The organism is Natronogracilivirga saccharolytica, from assembly GCF_017921895.1.
GTDB classification, from domain to species: domain Bacteria; phylum Bacteroidota; class Rhodothermia; order Balneolales; family Natronogracilivirgulaceae; genus Natronogracilivirga; species Natronogracilivirga saccharolytica.
In genome coordinates, this window is the sequence record NZ_JAFIDN010000005.1 from 22,496 (window position 1) to 46,394 (window position 23,899).

Below are 23,899 nucleotides of genomic sequence, written 5' to 3' on the forward strand. Positions count from 1 at the left end.
CCTCAGATCATGCACAGCCTCAGATCATGCACAGCCGCCGGTCATCGCATGCTGTGCATTTTCCCCTCAATTGTACGTTTTTTAGCATTGGAATCCAAAGTTTTGTAAACTTGATTAATTCGATTTTACATGTCAATCCTAACCAACCGGAGTCACCATAAGTGAAAAAAGAACGCCCCGCATTCATCAAGGACAAGGTATCTCCCGTTTTTTACCGGATGTTCTACTGGTATTCACTTACCCTCTTCCGGCGCCGTTTCCGCAGGGTCTGGATTGACGATTCTGTGCATCCGCCGGGTGGTACATCCGTGCTGTTTGTGGGCACGCACAACTCCTGGTGGGACGGGATGATTCCGCTGCTCATGAACGAGGCCTCTTTCGGACTGGATGCGCGTGCCATCATGGATGAGCAGCAGCTGCGCCGGTATCCGTTCTTTCGTTATCTCGGTGTCTACTCCATCAACCGTGACTATCCGCTCAGAGCCATGAAAAGCCTTGAATATACCGTACGGCTGCTCAACAACAGCACAGAAGAGCATCCTGTCGGTATCTGGGCCTATCCGGAAGGAAAACTGGTCAACCCGCACAAGGCCGTCACCCTGGAAAGCGGCCTGGCTTGGCTGTCACGTCATATTGACCCGGAAAAATGCGAAATCATACCGTTCACCTCGCATATGCATACGATGAGAGGTGACAAGCCTGAACTTTTTATCAAGCTCGGCAACCCCATTGGTCCCAAAATTTACCGCTCGGGTCATGTACTTGCGCATGTCACCTATACTCTGGAGGAGCTGCGCAAATCATGCCGTGAAACAAGCGGAAACTTCGACGAGGACGGGTATCCGCAGGGCGGGTTCCGTCTGCTGCTCGGACGTGAGCCGAAAGCGCCCGAAGCACCGCTGCCGGATCCGGATGAGATGACCGGAGACGGGCAGGATGCCATAAAATCGGATGAAAGCGACAGTTCCGGGCAAAAAGAGACCACAACCGGCAGTGAAAGTGATGCCGCTACCGGCGAGAGCGGAGATAAGCGGCCGGAGCCGAAAGGAATGGACGATCCGTCACCAGCCGGCAGCGCTGCTGACAAGGCCGAGCCTTCCGGACTTGATGACAGCACCAAAGGTAATCAGGGTTCGCGGTAATTCGCCAGGTCCGCAGTGATTCACCAGGTTCAGCGGTATTTCACAAGATCCGCGGTGATTCACCAGGTCCAGCGGTACAGCCGCGGCGATTTCTGCACCCAGTGGGGCTTGCTGTCCACATACCGCAGCCTCATGTGCACCAGCGGCCAGAAAATCCGGCGGTGGATACGGCCCGGACGGATATATTCTCCGATGCCTGTTCCGCTGACTTTTTCACCAATGGACGGATGTGTCAGGTGCGCTTCGGTGACATAACGGCAGTAAAACGGCCCGGAATCGGATACCTTTTTGTGCCGAATGACCACACCGAGCTCCTTGTCCTGAAACCGAAGCTCGCGTCCCGGTCGCAGCAGAAATCCGTTGAAGCGCCGCCGTCTGATGTTTTTCAGGTCGAGCGTGTACAGCAGCCGCCGGTTGTCGGAGCTGATCAGCCAGGCCCGGTAATCGGCGCCTGATTTTTTGTTCATCACATAGTAGACCAGCGTCGCCTCCTCAAAATGGACCCGCCCCCAGTACCAGTCGCGGAAGCTCTGGCGCATTGGCTCGGTACCCAGATTGTGATCGTGATAACCGATGCCGTCAAAAATCATTTCGCGTGAGACAATGCCGTTTTTCAGCAGGTTCATCCGGCACTGCATCTTCGCCCTGGGAAAGACCAGGTTCCAGAGATGCGTTTCACCATCGGGTCCGGTACCGTCCCGGGCAATCTGATCTGCATCAGCCGCATTTGAGTTGCTCCTATTCGGTGATGACCGTCGTCCGCCGGATTTCTTCGCCGTTCCGAACATCCTCTCATTCGGGACCATCCCGGTGAACGTAATGATTCCCTTGAGCTCATCCCCCGAAGGCAGCCGTTCGTTGATGCGCAGGTCATAACCGGAAAAATCTTCGCTTCCGTGCTTTTCACGGACATCGCGGCGAAGGGAATTGCCGCCGATGGTCACCTCCGGCTTATCTTCGGAAAAGGAGCACTGATCCGGCGGATATTCACTCAGGCTGTAAAAGATGGGCTCCCCCTTGTGGTAAACCGAAATGCTGATGGCGGGATGCTGCCCGGCCAGCGCACCGGCCGCCTCAGCTGCTTTATTTTCCGGTGCGTTCTCTGCTGTGTCGGCCAGGGTATTTCCTGCTGCACCGGCGTCCGTATTGCCGCCAGTCCCACTGTCCGGTCCATCCCCCTTCATTCCGGATCCGTCTCCGGATTTATGACGAAACCGGTCCGCCTCCCGGACATACCTCGTGGAAAACGGGCAGCCGTCATAGTAAATAATCACAATCTGGTACTCCCCGTCATCGGAAATGCCGTCAAAATACCACCACTCATAGCTGCCAGGGCGGGTTTTCGGATGCCGCGCATCCCGGTTGCTGTCGGATATCAGCTGCATCGCCGGAAAATAATTTCTTTGGGGTTTTGAGTCACTTTTCAAAACCCCAAAGATAATGAATCAGCAAGTGGCAACCTACGGGAATCGCACACCTTCGTAGGCACTCACGTTAACGGGCGAGACGGTAGCGCCATAGGTTTCATTGATCTCTTCGATCACCATGTTGGTCACCATCGCGGCACCGCGCGGAGTCAGATGTATGCCGTCGAGTGAAAACACGCCGCCCTCGACAAATTCGGTGGTCAGCAGGATGGCATCGTACACAACCCCTTCCTGCGCCGCGGCTTCCAGTTCCGGATTGACATCCACAAAAACGAGACCGAGCTGCGATGCCGCGCCTTCAAGAATGTCATTGAAGGTGTCGGTCGCCAGCCGGACATTGCCGGCCTGCTCCGCGGTCAGTGTATACTGATCGGGAATGGGCGTGCTGCTGCCCCAACCGGCGCCTTCCGGCAGCGGCTGAAGGGAATCCTGAGGAACCGAAAGCAAAATATGCTCACCCTGCTCGGCCATCCGGAAACCGGCCGGAGCGTCGCCGTCCTCAATCACAAATCCGTTGGCTCCTTCCTGGAAATCAGGGATAAGCTGCTCGGGAACACCCTCGGCCTCATATCCGGCCCGGAGCATCTGCGCCTGCTCGGCGGTCAGCGCCAGTCCGTCCCAGGGAACCGTATTGAAAAACGGAATGGTGGTCACATCCGGGATGCTCAGCACCGCACCCAGCGCCCCTTCACCGGCCAGTGTGCCGGCCAGCGCTTCGATGCTGCCCTCAAACACATTCACCGGGGTAATGTCGTTGTCGCTCACCTGCGCAGGATCGCCCATCTCCTCAAGGCCCTGACCGGTACCGCCTGCCGTGGCATAGCCCAGCACATCGTTGTTGCCGGCCCAGAGTGTGAAGAACGTCGGCTCAGCCATCAGTGCATCGCCGAGAACCGTCGCCATGGGATCACTTTTAAAGCGGGCAAAAAATGGGTTGTAATTGCCTTCACCGGCTTCCGTGTTGCCGTATCCCTCCGCAACCAGATGGAAACTGCGCGCCCCGGGGACACCGACGTTGTGAAACGGTCCGGTCTGCTGCCGGCTGAAAATATCCTGTCCGCTTTCTGCGGCCGGAGCCGGAGACAGCGTCGGAGAGCCGTCCGGGCCGGTCGTAACCTGCAACACGAGCCGTGCTTCACCTTCGGCATTGGATCCGACACCGGGATTGACCAGCGGCTGGAGGAACTCCCCTCCGCCCGCCTGCTGCATCTGTCCGGCCAGAATGTTGGGAAAGGAGTTGATCTGCCCTTCCCGGTGCAGCGCATTATCGGAATAACCGGCCGTCAGCGAGTTGCCCACGGCCACATAGCTGGAAAAATCGGCCTGACCCGAGTCTGCCGTACGTTCACTGATGCTCGGGTCGCACTGGCTGAGCACCAGCATCGCCATCAGAAAAGAGAAAAGATGTGTTAACCGCTTCATAATGGAATTCATTTGAAAGTTTAAAATGGTGGCTTGATCCGGTCGGTTGCTGAACCGGCCGTCGTCCGGCACATTGCCGGGCCGCATCCGGAAAAACACCGGTTCCGGGACCGGTCAGAATTTGTGATACAGGGATATGCCCGGCAGCCAGGCCCGTGTCTTGAACTCGCCTACCGGCACGGTGCCGAAGGTGCCCGCATCGATTGTATCCTCCAGGGACTGCTCCCGGGGACTGGATGTAATAAACAGAAGCGAGGCATTGACGCCCAGATCGGGAGTAAAGGCGTAGCCCACTCCTGCCGACATTCCGATCCGGTCGAGATCCGGTGTCTCGGGAGTTATGAAGCCCTCATCCACCGGGGACGGGTCAAAGTATCCGCCGAGACGCAGCTGCAGCGCTTCGGTCGCATCAAATTCGCCGCCCAGACGGAAGATCCAGCGGTCATTGAAATTCCGGGGCTCGGTAATGTTCTGCAGCGCAGGTGTATTTTCCTCGAAAGCAAAATCCAGGCTCTCATAGGCACTCCAGAACGTCAGGTTGGCATCGATACCCACGCGCAGACGCTCGGTCGGGGTCAGCCCCACGCCGATGTTAAGCACGGCCGGCAGCGGCAGGGAAGCATCAAACCGGTTGCCTTCCGGAAAATTGCCCTGCAGCGACTGCGGAATGGTAAAATCGGCATCTCCGCCTTCCACTTCCATTTCAATCTCCGAGCGGTAGGAAACACCAAGCGAAACCAGGTCGGTCACATCCGCATAAATACCGGCGTTGAAGCCGATCGCGGTTGTCGATCCGTCAAGCTCGACAATTCCGGTATGTCCGTCCATGTCGCTGATGGGCAGATCGCGCTGCAGATTCACCATCCCGATGGCATAAATGAATCCGGCACCGACACCGATGTTGTCGGTAATCGCATAGCTGAGCGTGGGCTGCAGGTAAATGGATGTCAGGGAAATCTCGCGCAGCAGCGTGCGGTACTTCCACCCCTCTTCCCACTTCAGAGCGTTTCCGTAGGGAGTGTACACGGCAAAACCCGCCTTCAGGTTGTCCACCGGCGTGTCATAGCTGGCATAGATGCTGAACGGCGTTCGCACCCTGGAGTCGGTGTTGGCCTGATAGGTGGACGGCGCCGGCGCCCGGTAGGCGGTGCTGATGAACGTGGCGTTGGAACCCGCCATGACGGCATTTCCGTCCAGTGCGGAGAGTCCGCCCGGATTCATGGCTATGGTTGCAATGTCGAGCGGCATGCCGGTACCGACATGTCCCATCCCGATCTGTCTCTGTCCCAGCAGGTTGAGCTGATATCCGCCTGCCATTGCTGCACTTGCTGCAAGACATACGGCCAGCAGGCCTGCCGTCAAAACGGTAACAATATTTTTCATGAGTACTATCCGATTAGTGGCTTTTCGGTTGTCAATAATTCCTGATGAAAGCACGCATAACACTCCCGGATGCGCTGCACGAGGCATCGGGCAACAGGAGTATCAGCGCCGGCATAAACCCCATTTGTTCGTCAGTCCGCCCCATGCGGACCGTCCGGCTGCTTCAACAGACTGACCTAATTTAAAATTTTGAATCGGATATGCCAATTTTTGTTTCATGATGCTTCCGGATGTTTCCGGACGATCTGCAGCCCGTCGCGCACCGGCAGCAGCACATTTTCGACCCGCGCATCAACCGAAATGAGCCGGTTCATCCGGTCGACGGCCTTACCCTTGCGGTCGTCCGCCTCGCCGGCCGCATCGGCCCAGGCCTTGCCGCCCCAGAATGCATTGTCGATGACCATGACCCCGCCGGGCCGCAGCACCGGCATCAGAACATCGTAATAGACCGGATAGCTTTCCTTGTCGGCATCGAGGAAAATGAGATCGGGTTTCGGTCCGGACTCCAGGATTTTCTGTTCGCGGATGGCATCCAGCGCCATGCCGGTCAGCAGCTCAATGCGCGGCCCGGACGGCTGCTCTTTGTGAAACCGGTCGAAAAACCGCCGGGCGATGGCGGAATACTTGTCGTTGCCCTCGCAGGTGATGATGCGTCCGCCCGATGTCATTCCCGATGCGATCTGAAGCGTACCGTAGCCGGTGAAGGTGCCGATTTCCAGGACAAACCGGGCGGCTGTGAGCCCGGCCATCATCCGTAGCAGCGCGCCGACAAGCGGACCGCTGAGCATATCGTCATACCGGAGTTCGGCGGCCGTCGCCCGGCGCACATCCCGCAGCAGTGGTGATTCGGGCGATGAGTTTTTCACGGCATAGCTTTCTGCCTGTTGCAGGAAGGTTCGGGAGTCGTCTGGCATGATGGAATTTTTGTTATTTATATTGGCTTTTGAATGTGCTGCTGCTCAGGTGCCCTGCCGGGCAACCGGTGCTGTCCGGAAACAAAATCACTCCGGCAACGACCGGCGAAGAATGATTTCACTCAACGGTACAGGTTCGTCGAATGCAGCCGAAAAGGGTAACACAAGAGGCTGCATAGCTTCCGACCGCAGTGCATCCACCCTGCTGCCGGCCCCGGCCGGAACCTCCGCCAGCGGCCGGATATGCTGGCGCAGCGAATGCCTGATCACATAAATACCCGTCCGGATGCGCCTTGCCTCGAGCCCTTCCGGTTCCAGCAGCTCATCAAGTATATCGCGGAGCGGCTTCTCCCGGAAAACCGCCCGCACCATCACCCCGTCGGTCAGCTCCGATTCATAAAGAAAATCCGTTCCGGTTTTTTCGGATATGAGGTACAGCGCACGCTCGAGCGGCTCATCGTGAAATTCGAATGAGTAGACGGGATCACCGGATTGCATCACCGGCAGCATGGTCATAACAGCAATGAGAAGTGCGCACATGGCACGGCAAGGTAATGAATGGTTAACTGACACCGGCTGGACCGGCTGACCGGCTCACCGGCTTCAATATCACACTGTCAATATAACCGAATCCCGTCATCCGACCAACTGTAGCGGCAGTCGGTAACATGGCAGATGGAGGTGACAATCGACTCAAGATCGTCGGGTGACGGCAGATAAAGCGTCAGACGGCGCTCCGACAGCGCTTCGTCTTCTATCTCGATTTCCGTATTGTAGCGCCGCTCCAGTTCGCCGGCCACTTCGCTCAGGGACAGTCCGGAGAAGTAGAAACCCTTGTCACGCCAGGCCAGCGCACGGCTGGTGTCTGCCGGCTCGGGCTTGTGCGGCGCATCCGCCTCGCTGTCCACCACGCTCGAGTGTCCGGGCTCGAGCTGCACCGCCTCTGCAGGCTGCATCAGTGAAGCCAGGCTGACCTCACCGTCGATGAGCGTCAGTTCGGTGCGCATTTGCGGACCGGAATCCCATGCGCGGACATTGAACCGGGTGCCTGTGACGGCGATACTGGCGTTGTGCGTGGTGACGGTAAAACTTTTTTCATCCGGCTGAACCTCGAAATAGGCCTCTCCGTGCAGATTCAGCTCACGATGGCCGTTCCATGGCCTGCGATACCAGCTGATCGAAGATCCGCTGTTGAGTTCCACCTGCACTCCCTCTTCCCACTGCCAGCTTGTAAAGCTGCCGCGAGGCGCCTCGACGGTAACCGGCACAAAAAGGTACCAGTAGAAGAATCCTGCCAGCAGCAGTGCCGCCACTGCTGCGACGGCGGAGTAAAGCGATACGAGCGTCCCCGTCGGCCTTTTCTTGTCCGGCCTGCCGGCCCGTCCGACAGCTCCGGTTTTCTTTAGAGAAGCATCGGAGCGAATTCGTTTCTGCAGCCGGCGCCACTCTCTCTCTGCATCGGGGTATTCGGACGCATTGCCGGGACGTGTTACACGTTCGGGTCTGTTCCGGCCGGACACCTCCCAGATGCGCGCAACATGCTCACGATCCGCATCACGGAACTTCTCAAAAATACTTGTATCCGGCTTCTTCCTGCTCATATTATCTTTTTTCTGCGATTTCTGCTGTTTTCTGCTGCCTGACAGCCCGTTTTCCGGCCATCCGGCAATCCGGCTCAATCTCTGTGTTGTATCATTTTCTATCTGAAATACGGCCGGACAGCCGCATGTGACTACCCGAACCAGCCATGTTAAGCCATTTTAATCTTTCTTTTCCCACTCCTTCAGCCGGTCGCGCAGAGTACCCAGGGCGCTGACAATGTGATTGTTTACGGTTCGCGGGGCACAATCCATCACTTTTGCGATTTCATGGTGGTCAAGTCCTTCGAACCGGCTGAGCTCGAACGCTTCACGCTGCCGCACCGGCAGCGATTCAATCCATTCGGTGATTTTTTTCATGAGTTCGCCGGATTCACTGCCGGCGTCATCCTCACCGGCCGGGATCAGCTCCTCAGCCGGAACATCGGCCGGACCCAGTTCATCGAGCCGCACCGACCGATGCATGCGAAGATAGTTGATGCCACGGTTGCGGGTCATCCGGTAGAGCAGCGCCTTGAGCGAGCGGTTTTCATCGACCCGGTCACGGATTTCCCACAAATGGGCGTAAACATCCTGAAGAATATCGGCCGCTGCATCCGGATCCCTGACAATGCTGTCCGCATAACGGATCAGCTGGTCATAGGAATCTGTAAAAATCTCACGAAACGCCGATTCATCAGAATTGCGCAGTCTTAGGGCCCATTCGTGATACTGCGTAGATGCGGTCATCCGTGCCCCTTTGATTCCTTTTGTTGATTACCGGATATGCTGTTGATTTCCGTAAATATTGCTTTCCGTCGTAACCTATGCAATAGCTCCAAATTTTCAAAGCACGGGTATGCGAATGGATGCTATTTCATGTATCTTTTGCGTTTCATTTTACTGACGGGTTCCGGATGCTGCTGAAGATGCATTGCAACCTGAAGAATACCCTTTTACGGAAATCGTCCATGCAGCAATCGTCGGCCCGCAACCAAAATCGCAATCACCCCATTATATGCCGCACAAGATCATTCTGGCCTCCGCCAGTCCGCGCCGCAGTACCCTGCTCCGGCAAATCGGAATCCGTTTCGAGGTCATTCCTGCCGAAACGGACGAGCATATCCGGCCGGGTTACCACCCCTCCGAAACCGTTGAGCAGCTGGCCCTGGAAAAGGCCGGGGATGTTGCGCGCCGGCATTCCGGCGCCCTGGTCATCGGTGCGGATACTGTCGTGGTGCTGGACAATGAGATTCTGGGCAAACCCGCAAATCCGGAAGAGGCGGCATCCATGCTGCGCACGCTGAGCGGACGAACCCATCAGGTCTACACCGGTGTGGCGCTTGTGCTTGCCGGGCAGGATGCAAACGATGGTTCACCCGCAGCATCCGCCCCGGAACATCCGCATTCGGTCACATTCCATGAGCGGACCGATGTCACCTTCGGCGGGCTCTCCGATGACGAGATCCGGGCCTACATCAGCACCGGCAGTCCGATGGACAAAGCCGGTTCCTACGGCATCCAGGATGACCTCGGTGCCCTGTTTGTCCGCAAAATCGACGGCGATTATTACAATGTGGTCGGATTTCCGCTCTACCGTTTTCACCGCGAGGTCAATAAGCTGGCACCCGGCATCGTTAATCCTTTCGAACGGCACCAACGGAAAAATCTGTTACGAAACACATGAATACTTCGCGGATACGCCTGATAACCGGCATGATGCTTGCCCTGCTTGTACTGTTGCCCCCGTTGCTGCCTGACGAAACCGCTGCGGCCCAGTCGCGAAATGACTTCAATCTGGGCAACCAGCTGCTCCGCGACGGTGAATTCGAAGAAGCATACGAAGTGTTCCGGAAACTGATGGAGGAGAATCCCCGCTCCTTTGCCGTTTACGACCGCGCGGTTTCGGCCCTGATCAACCTCAAGCGCTACGAAGACGCCATCGCGATTACCGAAGATCGGCTCGAAAATTTTGCCACGGATGTCAACACCATGGTCCGGCTGGGAGAAATTTATCACATCCGGGGCGATAAAGATGAAGCCCGCGACATCTGGTACAATGTGCTTGACCGGCACTCCGACAACAACAATGCCTTCCGCAGGATTGCCGAAACGATGAACGACCACCGCCAGTACCGCGAGGCAATCGAGGTGTACAAAAAAGCCAGGGAGCAGTTCAACGACCCCGGCATGTTCGGTTTCGACATCGCGGACAACTACTTGGCGGTCAATGAATTTGAAAGCGCCATCGAAGAATATCTCGACATCCTCGCCGACGATGAGCGTCAGAAGAACCGAATCCAGCGCCAGCTGCTCAACTATGATGAACAGCAGCTCTACGATACGGCCATCATGCTTGTTGAGGAGCGGCTTGACCAGCTTCAGGCCGGCAGCAGCCGCGACCTTGCCTACCGCGATTTTCTGGTCTGGCTGAACATGGAGCGCGGGTTTTACCGCCGTGCCCTGGCCGCGGCGCGCACGCTTGAGCGATACAGCGACAACGAGCGCCATGCCGTGTTCCGGGTTGGCCGGCAGCTTCGCAGTCATGACGAGTTTGAGCTGGCCGCAGATGCATTTTCCTACTATCAGGACCTTGAACGCCATCCGCTTAAAGCGCGCAGTCTCGAAGAACTGTCGCGGGCCTATCAGGACTGGGCTGCCCATCTGATAGACAACAATCTGGATTTCGGCGGCGGAGCCGATTCCCTGTACCGGAAAGCATTCCAGTCCGTCGAACGGCTCACCGAGCAGTTTCCGCAATATGACCGCCGGATGCAGACCCTGGTGATTCAGTCCGAGCTGGCCCTGGACCATCTCAAGGAGCCCGAACTCGCACGCTCCTACTTCGACAAGATGGAAAACGCGGTCAACGACACATCCGATGAGGCTCAAATGCACTACATCGAAGGCCGCCTGCTGCTCTATGAAGGTGATTTCCAGATGGCACGCGTCTCGCTGACCCGAAGCAACCGCATCTCGGGCAGCGGCGATACTGCCGAGAAAAGCCGCTACTATCTGGGCCTGGGCGACTTTTACAACGGCGAATTTTCCTATTCGCGGATGCAGCTTCGATCCCTGGAGCGCGAGAACCACTCCTACTTTGCCAACAATGCGCTGCAGCTGCGTTATCTGATCCAGAATGCGCACGATGAGGACGGAGAAAACCGAAGCCTGAAGCGCTATGCCAAAGCGCGTTACCTGTACGACACCGGGCGGTACAACGAATCAGCCGAACTGCTGGCTCCCATGCTGGAAGAGGCCGCCGAACATCCGTTGCAAAACGAGTCATCACTGCTTCTTGCCCGCTCGCTGCGCCAGATCCATCCCGAAATTGCCTTCCGGGTGATCGACCGGCACATGCGTCGTCCATCGGTTGCGCGGAATGCGGGTGAGCGGATGCTCTGGGAGCGCGCCCGGCTGGCCGAACTGGTGTTCGTGATGCAGCAGCGCGCAACTGGGGATGAATCGGGCTTCGAATGGCAGGCACCGGCCGGCTTGCTCGACACCTCCATGTTTTCCGGCGAACAGCTCAGCGGGGCGCTTTCCGGTGAAACATCCCTGCTCACCCTTGCCGGGGTTGTCGATTACTACGAAGAGCTGCTGATCAGATATCCGGACGGATATTACTCCGACCTCACCCGTGACCGGATCAGAAAACTGGAACGTCGTGAACATCGTGAACTTTAATAAGCAATACCCATGACTCCCAAAAAAATTACCGGAATGATTCCCTTTGTGTTGCTGCTGGCCATGGCACTGACCGCAGCGGTACCGGCGCTGTCGCCTCAGGCAGAATCGCGAGCGCAGTCCGGCTATGTGCTGATTCCCATGGATGACGGCCAGCGCAATCACCTCAAGGCATACGGGATCATGTTTCAGCACCTCGAAGACGGTCACACCGGCAAATGGCTGCTCAACTACCGCGGCGGGAGTTTCCTTACACCCCGGACCGAGGAAATTGTGCGCCGCAGCCGGGTTCGCGGGGTTTCGGTCGAAGAAATTTCATCAGCACGTGCAGAGCAGATCATTGAGGAAGTGGAACGTCCGAATGTGAACATGGCGGTCATGGAGCTTGAAAAAGCCCCGAAAATCGCGGTTTACACGCCCGATCATGCCCTGCCGTGGGACGATGCGGTGACCCTGGCGCTGACCTACGCCGAAGTTCCCTACGAGACCATTTACAACGAAGAAGTACTTGCCGGCGAACTGGATGAGTACGACTGGCTGCACCTGCATCACGAGGATTTCACCGGTCAGCACGGCAAATTCTGGGCCGCTTACCGCAACGAACCGTGGTACATCCGCCAGGTCCGCGATCTGGAAGAGATGGCAGCCGACCTGGGCTACGACAAGGTCCCGGACATGAAAAAGTCGGTGGTATGGACCATCCGTGAATACATCGAGCAGGGCGGATTTCTCTTTGCGATGTGCTCGGGAACCGATACCTTCGACATCGCCCTGGCAGCAATGGAGGTGGATATCGTACCGACCGAGCTGGACGGCGACCCTGCCGATCCGGATGCCAACGAGCGCCTCGATTTTTCGAACACACTTGCGTTCAAGGATTTCGAAGTCACCCTGGACCCCGCCGAATACCGCCACGGCAACATCGACATTCTGGATGTGCAGCAGCGCATGGCCGAGGTGGATGAAGAGATGGACTACTTTACGCTTTTCAATTTTTCAGCCAAGTGGGACCCCGTTCCTTCGATGCTCACGCAGAACCATGTCAGCAGCATCAGGGGTTTTTACGGGCAGACGACGGCTTTCCGCAAGGAGACCGTCAAAAACAACGTGGTGGTCATGGCTGAAACCCCGGGAAGGGATGAAGCCAAGTATATCCATGGAAACCTGGGCGAGGGCTTTTTCACCTTTTACGGCGGACACGATCCCGAAGACTACACCCATCGCGTCGGTGACCCGCCGACTGAACTGGACCTGTTCCCGAACAGCCCCGGTTACCGTCTGATTCTCAACAACATATTGTTCCCGGCAGCTCAGCAGAAAGAGATGCAGACCATGCGGCTGATGGAGCATTTCGACGGATTTGTGCAGCGCTGAGCTCGTGCAGCACTGAGACGATACCAGCCTCACTTTCGGGACTTGCCGCTAATTGCCGCTATTTTCCGCTGCCTTTTTTGCTTTTTGACTTGCCCTTGGCGGCATCCCAGATCCGGTCCATCTCTTCCAGGGAGGTATCCCTCATATTTTTACCCTCCCCGTTGATCACTTTCTCGATATGCTGAAACCGGTATTTGAACTTTCGGTTGGTCATCCGAAGCGCATCCTCGGCGTTGATACCCATCAGGCGTCCCACATTTACCATTGAAAAAAGCAGATCGCCGAATTCTTCGTTCCGCTCCTCTTCGCTGCCCTTTTCGGCCGCCTGACGGAACTCTTCAATCTCCTCCTGCAGCTTGGGCCAGGCGAGCTTCCAGCTTTTCCAGTCAAATCCGACCCCGGCGGCCTTATCCTGCATGCGGTAAGCCTTGATTAGCGCGGGAAGGGTGTCGGGAACGCCCTGCAGGACCGACTTTCGCTCGCCTTCCTTCATTTTGAGGTCTTCCCAGTTGCGCTTGACGGTTTCTGAGTCGGCGGCATCCGTATCCTCAAAAACATGCGGGTGACGGCGTATGAGCTTTTCCTGGATGGTCCAGATGACGTCTCCGATGTCGAAACGGCCGGATTCCCGGGCAATTTCGGTTTGAAAGACAACGTGGAGGAGCAGATCCCCGAGCTCTTTTCGCAGCTCATCGGGATCGTTATCATCTATGGCTTCAATTGCCTCATAGATTTCTTCGACCATCAGATCCTTGATCGACTCGTGGGTTTGCTTTCGGTCCCACGGACACTCCTTGCGGAGGATGGTCATTATTTCAACAAGATCGGAAAAATTTCGTGTCGGTTTTCGGTTTTCGGCCATGAAACGGATTAGTGGTATGTGTCCAGCTCCCACCGCTTGAAAGATCCGCCATAGAACTCCGAAAGATCGGACAGATAATCACACAGATCGGTAATGGTCTGGTGATCCGGTGTAAGGACCGCTTTGGCAAGCAGCACCCAGCTGGAACCTGTGGGCATTACATGTACATCCCAATGCTCTTTCTGCAATCGGGCTGCCAGGTAATATGCGGAACTTTCCCCATACAGTTCAATATAAAACACGATCATTTTTTCAGCTGACGGACCGCCATAGATAAAATGTGCTCCGTGCTGACGAACAGTGCCGGTCTCTTCCGGATGTTTTATTTTTGCTCTCATTTTCCCCATAAGATTATCTCCTTTTTTTGTGTTGCTTCAAATTAAAGATGTTAGGTTCTTCATTCAAAATTAATATTTTTTATTAAGCCCATTCACCCGGTGGTATCAGGGTGACCCGGCTGTAAATCATTGGCACAGCAATCAAAAGGTTTTACATTCACCGGCGTTTGCATTCCTGCGGAAGCGCCGGCAACTTTACATATTGAAGACCATAGTTATCCATAACCTTAAAAAATACAGTACTCACGGCAACATGTGAAAGTTTCAGCATTTATGTGTATCATCATGTCAGCACAGCCGGACAACGGCGGAACGCAATTATATTCAATCAGCGTTTGAAGTAGGACAAAACATAATTTCGTTCGTATCGCGTTCCAGTACATGCAGATAGTGTAAGGAAACGGGGGCGGACAGAGTCCAGGGGTTGCCGGCGATGAGCCGGACCAGGGGATTCATGAGATTCATTGTACGTTTCATCTGTTTAAAATTTCTGATTTATAATGTCAGATAGAATGACATGACCGTTTTTAATCATGCTCATGCGTGTTCGGATTTCAGCCGGTCATGATCATTTCATGTTGTCTGCCGGCCAGGCCGATCGGGAACATCATGAGATGGATGGTATTTTCCCCGAAGCAGGCTTATGAAACAAAAACCAATAATCATTAGTGAAACACGGAGTTATTATGACCAAGCAAGCTCATGCCAACATTGACACCGACAAGTATCCGCATATTAACCGGGGACTCGACGGAATCATCGCTTTTTCATCCACAAAAAGTGCCATTGACGGCGAAAAAGGCGAACTGAACTATGCCGGATACAACATCGATACCCTGGCAGAGAACGCCAGCTTCGAGGAGGTCGCATTTCTTCTCTGGAATGACCGCCTGCCCAAGGCTGACGAACTGGAAGAGCTGAACAAGCAGCTCAGAGCCGAAAGGGATCTTCCGGAGCCCGTGCTTGAATACATCCGCACTACCGACAAGAATGCCGAGCCGATGTCCGTGCTTCGCACAGCCACTTCCATGCTGGCCGATTTCGATGATGAAGCCACTGACAACAGTCCCGAAGCCAACATGCGCAAATCCATCCGCATGACCGCCAGAATGCCGGCTATCATCGCCGCGTTCTCAAGAGTGCGCGACGGCAAAGAGATTGTAGCTCCGTTGAAAGAAGGCAGCATTGCCTACGATTTTCTGTATATGCTCAACGGTGAACGTCCGGGAGAGAAAGCCGAAAAGGTGATGGATATCTGCCTGATTCTCCATGCCGAGCACGGCATGAATGCATCGACATTCGTCTGCCGGGCTATCTGTTCCACCGAATCCGAAATTTATTCCGGTGTAACCGGAGCATGCGGCTCCCTGAAAGGTCCCCTTCACGGCGGCGCCAACACCGCGGTTATGAACATGCTGCTCAATCTTGACAAAGACGCCGATGTGGAAGCGTTCATCAGGGAGCGGCTGGCCGAGCGAAAAAAAGTCATGGGATTCGGCCACCGGGTCTACCGCACGATCGATCCGCGGGCCAAACATCTTCAGAAAATGTCCAAACAGCTGGCCGAAGAGACCGACACCGTTTATCTCTATGAATGGTCGGACAAGATCCAGCAGGTTATGAAGGATGAGAAAAACATTGATCCCAACGTCGATTTCTTCTCGGCAACGGTTTACTACTCGATGGGCATCAAACCGGATCTGTTTACCTGTATCTTTGCCATGAGCCGCGTGACCGGCTGGACGGCCCACTTCATGGAGCAGGCTGAAAACAACCGGCTGATCCGTCCGCGGCAGCTGTATGTCGGCGAAAAGAACCAGCCCTGGACTCCCATAGAAAAAAGGTAAGACAACACACCTGCCGGACGTTATGTCAGGACGCAACCTGATCTAACGTCCATTACTTTTTTTTAAAACCCCTTTTATCCTCACAATGCCATCTAACGTTGAATCGGCGCAAAAGAAAGAACTGGCCGGACTCCTGAAAAAAGGCTCACGAACCGAGTACGGAAAACGCTTCGGATTCTCTGATATCGATGATTTTGAAGCATTTGCCGACAAGGTTCCCATGTCCACCTATGACGACATCGAGCCGTACATTGAACGGATGAAAAAAGGGGGAAAAAACCTGATCTGGCCCGGCCGCATACACAACTTTGCCGTCTCGGCCGGAACCACGGGCAAGGGCAAGCATATTCCGCTCAGCGAAGACCGCTTGCGCAGCGATCAGCGGTTCATGCGAAAGGTGATGTTTTCCTACATGAGTCAGCGTCCGAACATGCTGCCGTTTTTCATGGGCAGCCATGTCAGCCTTCCCGGCAATATCGAACGGCTCGACCCCGGCTCTAATGTCCGGCTCGGTGAAATCAGTGCCTATCTGGCCAAGCTCTCACCGGGATGGCTCTCCCTGTTCCAGGTGCGCTCGCCCCAGACGATGATCCGCGAGGAGTGGACTTCCAAATTTGACCGTACCCTGGAAAAAGCTGTCAGGTCGGATGTGCGCAAGATGGTCGCCATCCCCTCGTGGGCATTGCGGTTCTTTCAGCGCGCCCTTGAACTGACCGGGAAAAAGTACATCCGTGAAATATGGCCCAACTTCCGGCTGCTGATCTGCGGCGGCGAGGCTTTGAATACCTATCGGCCCCATTTCAACCAGCTTCTCGAAGGGCTGAATATGGACTACATCGAAAACTACGGTGCCTCCGAATCCTATTTTGCCTTCAGTGACGATCTCAATCGGTCGGATTTGCTGCTGACCGTGGACAACGGGGTGTTCTACGAATGGATTCCCAATCCGAAAGAGACCAAAGATAACCTCCTGCAGCAAAAAACGGTACCCACCTGGGAGGTCGAAAAAGGCGTGCCGTACGCCCTGGTGGTCAGCAGCAACTCCGGACTCTGGCGATATCTGATCAACGATGTGATTGAGTTTACCGATACCGGACAGCCGCGCATCCAGGTGGTCGGACGGGTATCCGAGATTTTTGACAAATTCGGCGAGGCCGTGGAGTCGCATGAGGCGCAGTCGGCCCTTGAAAAATCGGCAGAACAGACCGGCGCCACATTTTCGGTCTTTACGATGGGCGGGCTGATTGATCCCGAAATCGGCGCCCCTCGCCATTTCTGGTTTGTTCAGTGGGTCGACCAGCCGGATGATCCCGAAAAGTTTACCAAACTCCTCGATGAAAACCTCGGTGAGATCAACCGGCACTACTACAACCGCCGGACCAGCATGGGTATTCATCCGCCGGTGATCCTGGACCTGACCAAAAATGCCATGTACAAATGGCGGGAAAAGCATCAGGAGCTGCACGCACAGACCAAAATGCCCCGCATCATCAACGATGAGGACAAGATAAAGGATATGATCGCGCTGTGCCGCGCGACCGATCAGGACAAGGTCAGGCCCGATCAGACGTGATTACTTCTCGGACGTGACTACTTCTCAGGCGCAGCTATTTCACAGACGTAATTAATTAACAGATGCAGTTATTTCTCAGAGGTCATTATTTCACCACGAAATTGATGATCTTGCCGGGAACAAAAATCTCTTTGACAACCCTGCCCTTCGAAAGATGTTTGGCCACCCCGTTTTCGGCACGGGCCTTGTCCAGCACATAATCCTTCTCATTCGCCTTGTCGGATGGCACCTGAATCTGTCCGCGCACCTTGCCGTTCACCTGTACGGCATAGGTTTTGGAATCAGCCTTGAGATACTCTTCGTTGTACGACGGCCAGGGCTCGTAGGCCAGTGTTGCGGAGCCGGCGGACTGTCCTGATGCGGCCTGTTCTGCCGCGGCCTGCTTTCCGGCTGATACGGGGTCCAGCTGCTCCCAGAGCTCTTCCGCCAGGTGCGGGGCAAACGGCGAAAGCAAAAGCACAAACGTCCTGAGCACACTTGCCGGACGCGCCTCCCACTTCATGGCCTCGTTGGTGAAGATCATCAGCGCAGAGATTGCCGTATTAAAGCGATGCCCCTCAATGTCTTCGGTGACTTTTTTGATGGTTTCGTGCAGTCTCTTGAGCTGCTCGCGGGTCGGTTCGATGGCTTCGGAGCCGTCCTCATTGACGGTCCGCGCAACGGCGGGATGCAACCCGGCAGCTCCGCCGGACTCCCCGTCATCCATAACAAGCCGCCAGACCCGGTTCAGAAAGCGGTACACCCCTTCCACGCCCTGCATGCTCCAGGGTTTGACCTGTTCAAGCGGGCCCATGAACATCTCGTAAAGCCTGAGCGCATCGGCGCCGTACTGCTCAACCACATCATCCGGATTGATCACATTTCCGCGCGACTTGGACATTTTGTGCGCCCGGGCATCGACGGCCGTGTCGGTCCCCTTGATCACAAAACGGTCGCCGCGCTTCTCGACCTCCTTTTCGGACAGCTGAACCCGTTCAAGATCATCCACCGTACCGGCGCGGTCTGCAGGGATGTAGTCACCGTTCTTGTCCTTGTAGGCGACAAATTCCATTTCGCCGAGGATCATCCCCTGATTGACCAGCCGCTGAAACGGCTCTTTGGTCGATACCACCCCGATATCATACAGCACCTTGTGCCAGAAACGGGCATAAAGCAGGTGAAGGACGGCATGTTCGGCACCGCCCACGTACAGATCGACCGGCATCCAGTAATTTTCCTTATCCGGGTCGACCGGTCCTTTTTCATATTCCGGGCTGATGTATCGCAGATAGTACCAGCAGGATCCGGCCCATTGCGGCATGGTATTGGTCTCGCGTACAGCCGGCTGCCCGGTTTCGGGATCGGTCGTGTTGACCCACTCCCCGGCTTTGGCCAGCGGCGGCTCACCGCTGCTGGTCGGCTGAAAATCATCCATCTCCGGAAGCGTGATTGGCAGATGGTCCTCGGGGAGCGGCTTCGGCTCGCCATCCACATGGATAACCGGAAACGGCTCGCCCCAGTAGCGCTGGCGCGAAAACAGCCAGTCACGCAGCTTGTAGGTGACCGCATAGGAGCCGTATCCCTTCTCTTCGAGCCATTTTGTGATTTTTACTTTCGATTCGGCGACGGGCAGACCGTTCAGGGAGATCTCGTCGTTGGCCGAGTTGACCGAAATACCCTCTTCGGTATCGACATATGCTTCCTTTTCGATGTCGCCCCCCTTGACCACCTCAACGATGGGCAGCTCATATTTGCGGGCAAATTCCCAGTCGCGCTCGTCGTGCCCCGGCACGGCCATAATCGCGCCCGTCCCGTAGGTCATCATCACATAATCGGCAATCCACACCGGTATCTCCTCACCGTTGACCGGATTGACCGCATGGGCGCCGGTAAATACGCCGGTCTTGTCCTTGTTCAGATCGGTGCGGTCCAGGTCCGATTTGTTTGCCGCCGTCTTACGGTACTCAGCTACCGCCTTTTTTTGCTCTTCCGTGGTGATGCGGTCCACCAGCGGATGTTCGGGGGCAAGCACCATGTAGGTGGAACCGAAAAGCGTATCAGGCCGGGTGGTAAACACTTCGATCACATCATCACCGCCGTTTTGTCCGGCTCCGCTTCCGGATTTCACCGGAAAGGTCACATTGGCCCCCTCGGACTTGCCGATCCAGTTGCGCTGCATTTCCTTGATGGAATCCGGCCAGTCCAGTTCCTCGAGATCATCCAGCAGCCGGTCGGCATATTCGGTGATCTTCAGCATCCACTGGCGCATCGGCTTGCGCTCCACCGGGAACCCGCCGACCTCGCTCTTGCCGTCGATCACCTCCTCGTTGGCCAGAACCGTTCCCAGCGCCGGACACCAGTTCACCGGCACGCTGGCCTGATAGGCAAGCCCCTGCTCATACAGTTTCAGAAAAATCCACTGCGTCCAGCGGTAATAGGCCGGATCGGTGGTGTTCACCTCGCGGTCCCAGTCGTAGCTGAAGCCGAGCGACTGCAGCTGCCGCCGGAACCCGTCGATGTTGCGGTTGGTGGTTTCGCGCGGATGGGTCCCGGTTTTGATGGCGTACTGCTCCGCCGGCAGGCCGAATGCATCCCACCCGATGGGATGGAGCACGTTGAACCCGTTCATCCGCTTGTAGCGGGCCAGAATATCGGTAGCGGTGTACCCTTCGGGATGTCCGACATGCAGGCCTGAACTGCTGGGATACGGAAACATGTCCAGCACATAGTACTTGGGACGCTCGCGGTCTTCGTCATCGGTGCGGAAGGTCTTGTTCTTCAGCCAGTATTCCTGCCACTTCGGTTCAATTTTGTCGGGTCTGTATTCGCTCATGTCGGTTCTGCCTGCTGTATGCTTTGGAATTATTTTGAAATATGGTGTACGGAGATGGTCAGCTTGTGAAGATAAGGCTTTTTTTCCGGTTATTGAAGGGATTCCGGCTGCGGTAATCTCCCGGTGCCAGAGTATGTGCCCAGGCTTCTGCACATACTCTGGCACCGGGACCTGCTCAGGGTCCAGGGGATGTACTCTGGTTTCCTGATCTACTCTGACTCCGGGTTGTACTCTGGCGCCGGGACCTGCTCTTTCTCCGGAATTTACCGAGGCACGTTATGCTGGATACTCCGGAATGCCTGTGAATCACTCTGTAAGCCAGGAAAGCACATCGATGCCGTCCGGCTGCCAGTCTATCGGCGGCGCCTGCGCAACCGACAGCGGTTCCGGCCGGATTTCATCAACGCCACCGAGCGCAGCGGAAACGCCGGCATCATCCGGAAAATACACGCTCTGCAGCTGCGGACCGAACCGCCGGGCCATCCGGATAAGCTCATTGTCATCCCCCTTCACCCAGCAGATGATCCCCTCACGACCCGTCATCTCCGGATCATCCACAACAATCTGCGTCCCGATGTCATGCACTTTTTTTCCCACGCTCCTGAGATAGCTGCGCCACCAGCGTACCACCGGCAGCCGCTCCCCTGCGGGGGGATTGTTCCTGAGAAATACTTTTGCCGCTTTCGAGAGCGGCTCAGCTGCGTCTTTAAGTTCCATATCCGACACCACGACCGCCACGGACCGGCACCCGGCCCCCTCATAACGCAGCATCGCCTCAGCAAGGTCACTCCATACGGATGCCGAGCCGGTTTGTGCCTTTTGGATGCGGGCCATGGACAGCCGCGCAGTTCTGGGCAAAAAACGGGCATCCGGTCGGGCCAGATTCAGTTCACGGATTCGCTGACTGACCGTATCCACCGAAGCCTGAGAACCGGCAAACAGCACATCATCAGCCTCCGCCGCCGGGAGGTTCTCCATATTCACCGCCCAGCCGCCGAATTGGCCGGGCAGCCGCTCCCGGAGAAGCCGCAGCAATCCGTCGAGAAGCCAGGGATCGTTTCGTGACAGTTTGCCATGGTAAATCCCGCCCGAAAGCAGCACGGCAATGACATCCTGCAGGCCCACCATCGGAAGGTTTCCGGCATGCAGGCAAAGAACCTTTTTTGCAGTCCCGCGCGGCGCATTGCGGAACTTCCGGTCCTGCTGAAGCTGCTGACCCTGTTGCTCCTGCTGCTGTTGTTGCTCCTGCTGCTGTTGTTGCTCCTGCTGCTGTTCCAGCTGATCCTGTTGATCCTGCTGTTCCTGCTGTTCCAGCCGCTCCAGCCGCTCCAGCCACTGCGTCAAAGCCGGTTCCGTCACCGTCTGCCGGATCTGCTCCACCATATGCAGCACATCATGACGCGGAAACAGCCCGTCCGCGACCGTGCTGTCGACAGACCTCTCCAGCAAATCGCCGTCATTGGCCAGCCAGGCCCGGACGCCATCGGCTATTTGTGATGCGCGGTTATGATTATCTGTCATGTGCATTTTCCGGTCCTGTCACTCCATTAAAAAATTGCACCCGCGCAGCGCGGCATGATCCCACCGTCCGAGCACTTCAAAGGCACCGTCGCCATCCGCCACGCCGCGGTCCTGCGTCAGAAAAAAGGAGATGGAATGTACGTTGGCCAGATCCATCACCCCGATCAGCCCCTCTTCACCCGGAGGCTGCTCCTCCATGGGATTCCGGGGATTGCGGATGCTGATGCGAAGCCACGGCGGACACCGAAACCGTCCCTCGCCGGTGTCCCAGGCCTGACTGCACATTTCGGCCATGCCGTATTCGGAGTGGACCGATGATGCGGGCAGCCCGAACCCGTCCGCCAGCTGCCGGCGCAGCTCCTCTTTCGGCATCTCCCGGCGATGGGTCTTCATTCCGCCGGTCTCGACGACCACCGCATCGTGCGGAAGTGCGGCAGATCCCATGTCAATCAGATCCAGCAGCCCGAACGCCGCTCCGAACAGCATCACACGCCGGCCCCCTTTTTGTGCTTCGCGGATATCGTCACCGGTCAGCGGACGATTCAACGGCAAAAAACAGCTCTTTCCGCTTGCATCCGACCTCACAAAATGGTCGATCATGGCAATCAGCGAAGATTGGGGATTGTCGCTGTATCCGGGCAGACAGGCCAGGATCGTAAACTCTGCCGGATCATAAAACAACGAAAATCCGCGGTAACACGATTCCTGATAAAGTGTCAGGTCGGCAATCTGATGGGTGCTCTGACGCGCGCCGGACGTGCCGCTGCTGCGGAACGTGACCTGCGGTTCGGACACATATCCGGCCCGGACCACCGCATCGCGGAATACCTGGATGGGAATCAGCGGAATTTCTGACGGAGACATTGCTCCGGAATTCTCCGAATCCGGATTCGTCTGTTGCCTTGCACCAGCCCCGGATTTCGCATGCCAGGGATCCACCATTGCGGAATTGACAGCCCCCGGATTCGCCTGTTGCCCGGTTGCAGCTCCGGATTCGCTCAATTCCTCCACAAACTTCCGGTACTGCGGCTGGTGGGCGGCCTGATGCCGGAAAATAGCGTCCGCTTTTTCCCCGAACGGAATGTCCGTTTCGAACACATATCTGCGCCAGGATGCAAACGAGTGGTTCATCGTCACAAATCGGGGGTTACTGTTCCATTGGGATACGGACCAGGCTCTGTGAACTGAGCAGATAGACATGTCCGGCCAGCAGCTCGAAACTTCTCCAGTTTTGCCCGCGGCCTCGGGCCTCCGGAAGGCCGATCGATTTCATCACATCACCGGTTCCGTCCAGCCGGAAAACGTGTTCCGTCCCGAGCATCCAGAGCTCTCCGCGTCTGGACCGGATGGATGTCACCGGCTCGGGAGTATAGATGAATCCGAGATACGATCCGCCGGAACTGAAACGGTGCAGCAGTTCGCCGCGCCTGCCGGCCACCCATAGCTCTTCATCGATCACCGCCATTGAAACGGGCCTGATCCGTTCCTCTTCGCTGAACAGGTCGAAATCCAGATCATACTGCCCGTTGCTGTCAAACCGGTAGACCACATTGCGTTCATCATCATAAAAGTAGAACCTGCCGATGGGGTCGGCGCTGATCAGTACCGGGCGATAGCTGGAGCCGAGGCCGGCACGGCGAGGGAGTCCGACAGTGGACAGATACTGCAGACGGCGGTCAAAGACCTGGATCCGCCGGTTATCGCGGTCGGCGACATAAATTTTTAGTTCGTTGGTCGGGTCGATGGCGACCGGCGTATCGAACTGATAGTCACCGCTGCCCAGGCGTCCGATCGAATCGCGCCGAACCCCTTCGTGATTAAGCTTGAGTATGCGGTTTTTGCCGGTTTCCACGACAAACAGATTGCCCAGTGTGGATGCGCGGACACTTCTGGCATCTTCAAGCGCGTCAAGCAGCACGGCGGGCCTTTCAGCAGGCCGGGCATTTGTGAACCCCGAAATGAAGATGAGGGCTGAAAAAATGAAGAGAAAATTTAAAATAATCACTCAGTCACCTTTTGA

General features: G+C 56.2%; 20 protein-coding genes. 6 read left to right on the top strand and 14 right to left on the bottom strand.

Going from position 1 to position 23,899, the window contains the following annotated elements:
- Positions 1-161: 161 nt before the first annotated feature.
- A complete protein-coding gene (locus NATSA_RS07695) occupies positions 162-1,142 on the top strand; it encodes a 1-acyl-sn-glycerol-3-phosphate acyltransferase (RefSeq protein WP_210511439.1) in 981 nt (326 codons plus the stop codon).
- 59 nt (positions 1,143-1,201) lie between these two features.
- On the opposite strand, the gene NATSA_RS07700 is transcribed toward NATSA_RS07695, so the two are convergent.
- The 7 genes from NATSA_RS07700 to NATSA_RS07730 all read right to left on the bottom strand — a co-directional run bounded on the left by NATSA_RS07700 (position 1,202) and on the right by NATSA_RS07730 (position 8,615).
- Entirely contained in the window at positions 1,202-2,527 is a 1,326-nt protein-coding gene (locus NATSA_RS07700; RefSeq protein ID WP_210511440.1) for a hypothetical protein, read from the bottom strand.
- Positions 2,528-2,602: 75 nt separating this feature from the next.
- Positions 2,603-3,991: an SGNH/GDSL hydrolase family protein gene (locus tag NATSA_RS07705; protein ID WP_210511441.1), complete on the bottom strand. Its 1,389-nt coding sequence runs from the start codon at positions 3,989-3,991 to the stop codon at positions 2,603-2,605.
- A gap of 114 nt (positions 3,992-4,105) precedes the next feature.
- Positions 4,106-5,374, bottom strand: a complete 1,269-nt coding sequence (locus tag NATSA_RS07710) for an OmpP1/FadL family transporter (RefSeq protein WP_210511442.1) — start codon at positions 5,372-5,374, stop codon at positions 4,106-4,108.
- A 215-nt stretch (positions 5,375-5,589) separates the two neighbouring features.
- Positions 5,590-6,288 carry an O-methyltransferase gene (locus tag NATSA_RS07715; RefSeq protein WP_210511443.1) on the bottom strand — a complete coding sequence of 233 codons (699 nt, stop codon included), beginning with the start codon at positions 6,286-6,288 and terminating at the stop codon, positions 5,590-5,592.
- An 87-nt stretch (positions 6,289-6,375) separates the two neighbouring features.
- Entirely contained in the window at positions 6,376-6,828 is a 453-nt protein-coding gene (locus NATSA_RS07720; protein ID WP_210511444.1) for an STN domain-containing protein, read from the bottom strand.
- Positions 6,829-6,905: 77 nt separating this feature from the next.
- The gene (locus NATSA_RS07725) at positions 6,906-7,889 is read right to left on the bottom strand and encodes a FecR family protein (RefSeq protein WP_210511445.1); all 984 of its coding nucleotides are present in this window, start codon (positions 7,887-7,889) and stop codon (positions 6,906-6,908) included.
- Positions 7,890-8,048: 159 nt separating this feature from the next.
- Positions 8,049-8,615 carry an RNA polymerase sigma factor gene (locus NATSA_RS07730; RefSeq protein ID WP_210511446.1) on the bottom strand — a complete coding sequence of 189 codons (567 nt, stop codon included), beginning with the start codon at positions 8,613-8,615 and terminating at the stop codon, positions 8,049-8,051.
- 268 nt (positions 8,616-8,883) lie between these two features.
- Between NATSA_RS07730 and NATSA_RS07735 the strand changes: the two genes are divergently transcribed.
- Genes NATSA_RS07735 through NATSA_RS07745 form a run of 3 tightly spaced genes read left to right on the top strand, consistent with a single transcriptional unit; the run spans position 8,884 to position 12,926 of the window.
- Entirely contained in the window at positions 8,884-9,552 is a 669-nt protein-coding gene (locus tag NATSA_RS07735) for a Maf family protein (protein ID WP_210511447.1), read from the top strand.
- A complete protein-coding gene (locus NATSA_RS07740) occupies positions 9,549-11,552 on the top strand; it encodes a tetratricopeptide repeat protein (RefSeq protein ID WP_210511448.1) in 2,004 nt (667 codons plus the stop codon). Before NATSA_RS07735 ends, NATSA_RS07740 begins: the two co-directional genes overlap by 4 nt.
- Positions 11,553-11,564: 12 nt before the next feature.
- Complete coding sequence (locus NATSA_RS07745) at positions 11,565-12,926, top strand: asparagine synthetase B (RefSeq protein ID WP_210511449.1); 1,362 nt, start codon at positions 11,565-11,567, stop codon at positions 12,924-12,926.
- A 58-nt stretch (positions 12,927-12,984) separates the two neighbouring features.
- Here the strand turns inward: NATSA_RS07745 and mazG are convergent, their stop codons facing one another.
- From mazG to NATSA_RS07760, 3 genes are all read right to left on the bottom strand, one after another.
- A complete protein-coding gene (gene mazG, locus NATSA_RS07750) occupies positions 12,985-13,788 on the bottom strand; it encodes a nucleoside triphosphate pyrophosphohydrolase (RefSeq protein WP_210511450.1) in 804 nt (267 codons plus the stop codon).
- 8 nt (positions 13,789-13,796) lie between these two features.
- Positions 13,797-14,135, bottom strand: a complete 339-nt coding sequence (locus tag NATSA_RS07755; protein WP_210511451.1) for a ribonuclease E inhibitor RraB — start codon at positions 14,133-14,135, stop codon at positions 13,797-13,799.
- 315 nt (positions 14,136-14,450) lie between these two features.
- Positions 14,451-14,603 (bottom strand): hypothetical protein, encoded by a 153-nt coding sequence (locus NATSA_RS07760; RefSeq protein ID WP_210511452.1) that lies wholly within the window; start codon positions 14,601-14,603, stop codon positions 14,451-14,453.
- Between the two features lie 209 nt (positions 14,604-14,812).
- On the opposite strand from NATSA_RS07760, the gene NATSA_RS07765 reads away from it, so the two are divergent.
- The gene (locus tag NATSA_RS07765; protein ID WP_210511453.1) at positions 14,813-15,973 is read left to right on the top strand and encodes a citrate/2-methylcitrate synthase; all 1,161 of its coding nucleotides are present in this window, start codon (positions 14,813-14,815) and stop codon (positions 15,971-15,973) included.
- Between the two features lie 85 nt (positions 15,974-16,058).
- Positions 16,059-17,546 (top strand): GH3 family acyl-acid amido synthetase, encoded by a 1,488-nt coding sequence (locus NATSA_RS07770; protein ID WP_210511454.1) that lies wholly within the window; start codon positions 16,059-16,061, stop codon positions 17,544-17,546.
- Positions 17,547-17,631: 85 nt separating this feature from the next.
- On the opposite strand, the gene leuS is transcribed toward NATSA_RS07770, so the two are convergent.
- From leuS to NATSA_RS07790, 4 genes are all read right to left on the bottom strand, one after another.
- The gene (leuS, locus tag NATSA_RS07775) at positions 17,632-20,358 is read right to left on the bottom strand and encodes a leucine--tRNA ligase (RefSeq protein WP_210511455.1); all 2,727 of its coding nucleotides are present in this window, start codon (positions 20,356-20,358) and stop codon (positions 17,632-17,634) included.
- 306 nt (positions 20,359-20,664) lie between these two features.
- The gene (locus NATSA_RS07780) at positions 20,665-21,879 is read right to left on the bottom strand and encodes an acyl-CoA reductase (RefSeq protein ID WP_210511456.1); all 1,215 of its coding nucleotides are present in this window, start codon (positions 21,877-21,879) and stop codon (positions 20,665-20,667) included.
- An 18-nt stretch (positions 21,880-21,897) separates the two neighbouring features.
- Entirely contained in the window at positions 21,898-23,010 is a 1,113-nt protein-coding gene (locus NATSA_RS07785) for a LuxE/PaaK family acyltransferase (RefSeq protein WP_210511457.1), read from the bottom strand.
- A gap of 16 nt (positions 23,011-23,026) precedes the next feature.
- On the bottom strand, positions 23,027-23,884 hold the full coding sequence (locus tag NATSA_RS07790) for an NHL repeat-containing protein (protein WP_210511458.1): 858 nt from the start codon (positions 23,882-23,884) through the stop codon (positions 23,027-23,029).
- Between the last annotated feature and the right edge of the window lie 15 nt (positions 23,885-23,899).